2 protein-coding genes are annotated in these 3,504 nt (G+C 43.5%); both read right to left on the minus strand.

All coding sequences use genetic code 11. From position 1 onward, the window contains the following. Positions 1–17: 17 nt before the first annotated feature. Positions 18–1,940, minus strand: a complete 1,923-nt coding sequence (locus B4K20_RS11960; protein WP_289283039.1) for a phytase — start codon at positions 1,938–1,940, stop codon at positions 18–20. A 28-nt stretch (positions 1,941–1,968) separates the two neighbouring features. Then, positions 1,969–3,504: TonB-dependent receptor (locus B4K20_RS11965; RefSeq protein ID WP_289283040.1), on the minus strand; the 1,536-nt coding region annotated here is incomplete at its 5' end.

The raw sequence follows: 3,504 nt of genomic DNA on the forward strand, positions 1-3,504 counted from the left end.
TTTCCATGATTGACTCCTTATTTATTGATGTCTGTCAGGCCAAACTGATCAGCAATGGCTGACCATGGCACATATTTGAAGTTCTGGTTTGCCCGAGGCATACGGTTACGACCATCTTGCACAACCAACATGCCTTGTTGCCATGGTTGGCCAAGGTTGATGCTAGTCACATCAAGGCCATCTGTTTCCGATACGCCATCAATGCCTGTAGCCGTATTAAAACCAATACGAAACACACCACGGTAGTCAAAAGGAGGCAGGGCATCCAAAATCACATAACTGTTATTACCTTGACTGGATATCACTAAAAAGTTCTGCTGTTGTGTCTGATACAAACTGATGCCTTCAATATCTTCTTTGAGGTGCTCCCCAACGGGCATGACCTGTGTCATCACAGTCGGTTCATCAGCTCTGGCATCCAGTGTCCAGACCGCTCTGTTTTCTTCACCAATAAATAGTCGATCGTGTTTATCATCTGCTACACAGCCTTCAGGTTGGGTAGCCACTTTAAACTCACGTACTAGTTCACCAGCGATATTGCCGTGTTTATCCTGCATCAGATACTGAAAAAAACGACCATCTTTATCATTAACAATGGTGTAGATATCACCTTGTTTATTTTTATACATACACAGACCATAAATATCCTGTGCACGGGTAGTCACTTCACCTATTTCGCTGACTTTTCTGCTGCCGGGATCGATGGCAAACACATGAAGTGAGTTGTTATCTCGGTTGCTGGCAACCGCTAAATCAACTTGTTTACCGTTGAAGTGAAAGCCGTGACGAACATCGACATTGTTGAGCCTACCCACCGCTAAAAAGGACTGTGTTTTACCATCTAGGTCGTAGACGCCCAGACCACCTTGCTTATCTGTACCCAATATCAGACTTTGTTCAGGATCACGTTGATTAACCCAGATAGCAGGATCATCGGCAGCATCACCTAAACTGGGTACAGGGTCTGTTTGTTTTAAAGGTGTAACAAGTGGTATCGCTTCTGGTGACGACGTCTTTTTATGTGGCCAAGGCAGAGTATAAGAAGCCGTGCCCATATCGTGTTTGATAATAATATCTAACTTTTCGCCATCCATTCTGGCACTGATGGCTTCAGGTTCGATCAACTGCTTTAATGGAAAGGTTGTCTCAAGCTGCCATTGTTCTTGATGTTCTACATAAACTGATAAGCTAGATGATTCAGCATCAAGGACTAATAAACCACCTGGCACAATCGCCATACCTGCAGCGCTGTCTTTTAATTGGCCAAATGGCTCAACAAGCGCAACAGGATAGCGGCTGAGGTCGGCCTCAGGATGAGCATCATAAGCCCATATGCCAACGCTTTCTTCGTTAATATAGAAACGTGAAAGGGCATCATCAACCTGGCAGTATTCACTTTCTGGTGGCGTGCTTATGTGGCGAATTAATTGAGGGAGAGCAATGGGAGAGGAGGCATCAGCCACCAGCCATTGCTCTCCTTGTCCCTGCTCACCAACCAGAAACAAGAACCCATTTTGTGCCTCATCTTGATATAGACAGACACTTTCAATTTTAAAATCAGGTTGCGGGAGATAGGTGCTAGCAACCCAATCTTGTGAAGTGTTATCAAACAATGCCACCATGGCCTGCTGTCGATCCAGATCAACGCTTGCCAATAACAGGCCTTGCTTTACCTGACGATGGTCAACGCTACCAAAGTTACCTTTAAGCAGGCTCATGGTTTTGCCATCTACAGATTCAAGTGCAATGCCTTTTTGTGTATAAGCAACAAGACGGTCAGCATCGTTTATGACTGTTTTGTTAAGTAGCTGTGTTGATTCAATATGGCGGTTATGTTGATTATCAACTGCGTGTAGTGTCTTATCAGCCAATGCTGATAGCGGTAAAAAGGCCATCAGGCACGAGGGTAATAAGGTCGGTTTTAATCGTAATTTATTCATGTTATTTATCTATATATTTCAATATGTTTTAGAAGTTAGTTAATGTGAAACCAAGTTTAATGCTTGGCCCATATTCTTCATATTGAGCGTTGTAAGCACTGCTGCCGGTATAGACGTAATACTCTTCATCAGTAAGATTTTTTGCTTCCAAAGTAATCTGGGCATTTTTGGTGACAAAGTAGCTGGTGCTAAAGTCGAGGAAGAGCTGTGAGTCGACATATTGATCATGTTCTTTATCATCAATACCTGCGACTTCTGATAGATAAGAAGACTTGTAGTTAGCCGATAAACGCATGCTGAGCTTGTCGTTTTCCCAACCAACCATCAGGTTGGCGACTTGGTTGGATTGACCTGGTAAATCGATATCACGTTTTTGTCCTAAACCTTCAATTTCAGCATCGGATTGACTGAATGTGGCATTTGCCCCCAGTAACAAGCCATTCCACGGGGCGGGTAGCCAACTCAGCTTTTGTGTATAGGCCAGCTCAAGACCATAGACTTTTGCTGACTCACCGTTTGCAAAAGTTTCTGCCTGATCAAAGGCTGTAAACATACCTGTACCACCGAGGTCAGTGTTATAGACAAAATCAGAGATATCTTTATAGAACACATAGGCCGACACCGCGCCCGCTCGTCCCATGTAATGTTCGATACCTAAGTCCAGATTTTTTGATGTCATCGGATCTAAATCCGGATTACCAAAGCTTGCTTCATCACCATCAATGGCAAATCCTGGGGCTAAGGCTTCAAATGTTGGGCGGACAACACTATTGGTCCATGCGGCACGAACCTGAGTTTTATCATCAAGGTAATAACGTAAATGTAATCCTGGTAACCAGTTGTGGTAGCTGTTTTTGCTGGAAATAGCTTCAAAGTTACCGTCTCTGATACCTGTACCTTTTGCTTTAAACTCTGTTCCCTCATAACGAAGGCCGGCGATAATCGTCCAGTCATCGAGGTCTAAGGTATTCATGACATAGGCAGCGTTAATATCTTCATTCATCACAAAGTCATTAATTTGTGACTCTTCAGTATCCACATTGCCTGCTTTATCTAACCGACCGATAAGACGCTCCAATGCCGAGCTACTAATACCTTGACCATATCGGTTTAGACTGTAATCCACATTACCAGCACTATAGGCAGCAAGACTGGTATCGTTGGTACCAAAGTCTTCAAAAGCCCAGGCATCAACTTCATTATCTTTTTCACGGCGTGATAACTTACCGCCAAATTTCAATTGCGAAGCGTAACCTTGAATATCAAAGTCTCTGGCAAGATCAATTTTGATATTCTTTTCGGTATCGGTAGTTTTTTGTTCTTCCCATTCCACTTCATCAAGTTCAAAGCTGGCTGGGTTGTAATAATCTGATCCGGCATTTAATCTCGGTTTTGAGGTGCCGCTGTAGCTCACATTATCGAAATCACCAACAAACTTGGCACCGGCAATATGACCTGGCGTGTCTTCACTGGCACGGCTATATCCAATCTGACCATCAATCTTCCATAAACCGATAGTTTTCTCACCACCGAATACATAAGACTGAATTTCTTGGGTCTCTTC

Source organism: Methylophaga sp. UBA5088 (assembly GCF_002414625.1).
Classification (GTDB): Bacteria; Pseudomonadota; Gammaproteobacteria; order Nitrosococcales; family Methylophagaceae; genus Methylophaga; species Methylophaga marina.

What these genes read in the sequence shown, in the direction of transcription:
- B4K20_RS11960 (WP_289283039.1), bottom strand. Translation starts at nt 1,940, where the DNA reads ATGAATAAATTACGATTAAAACCGACCTTATTACCCTCGTGCCTGATG.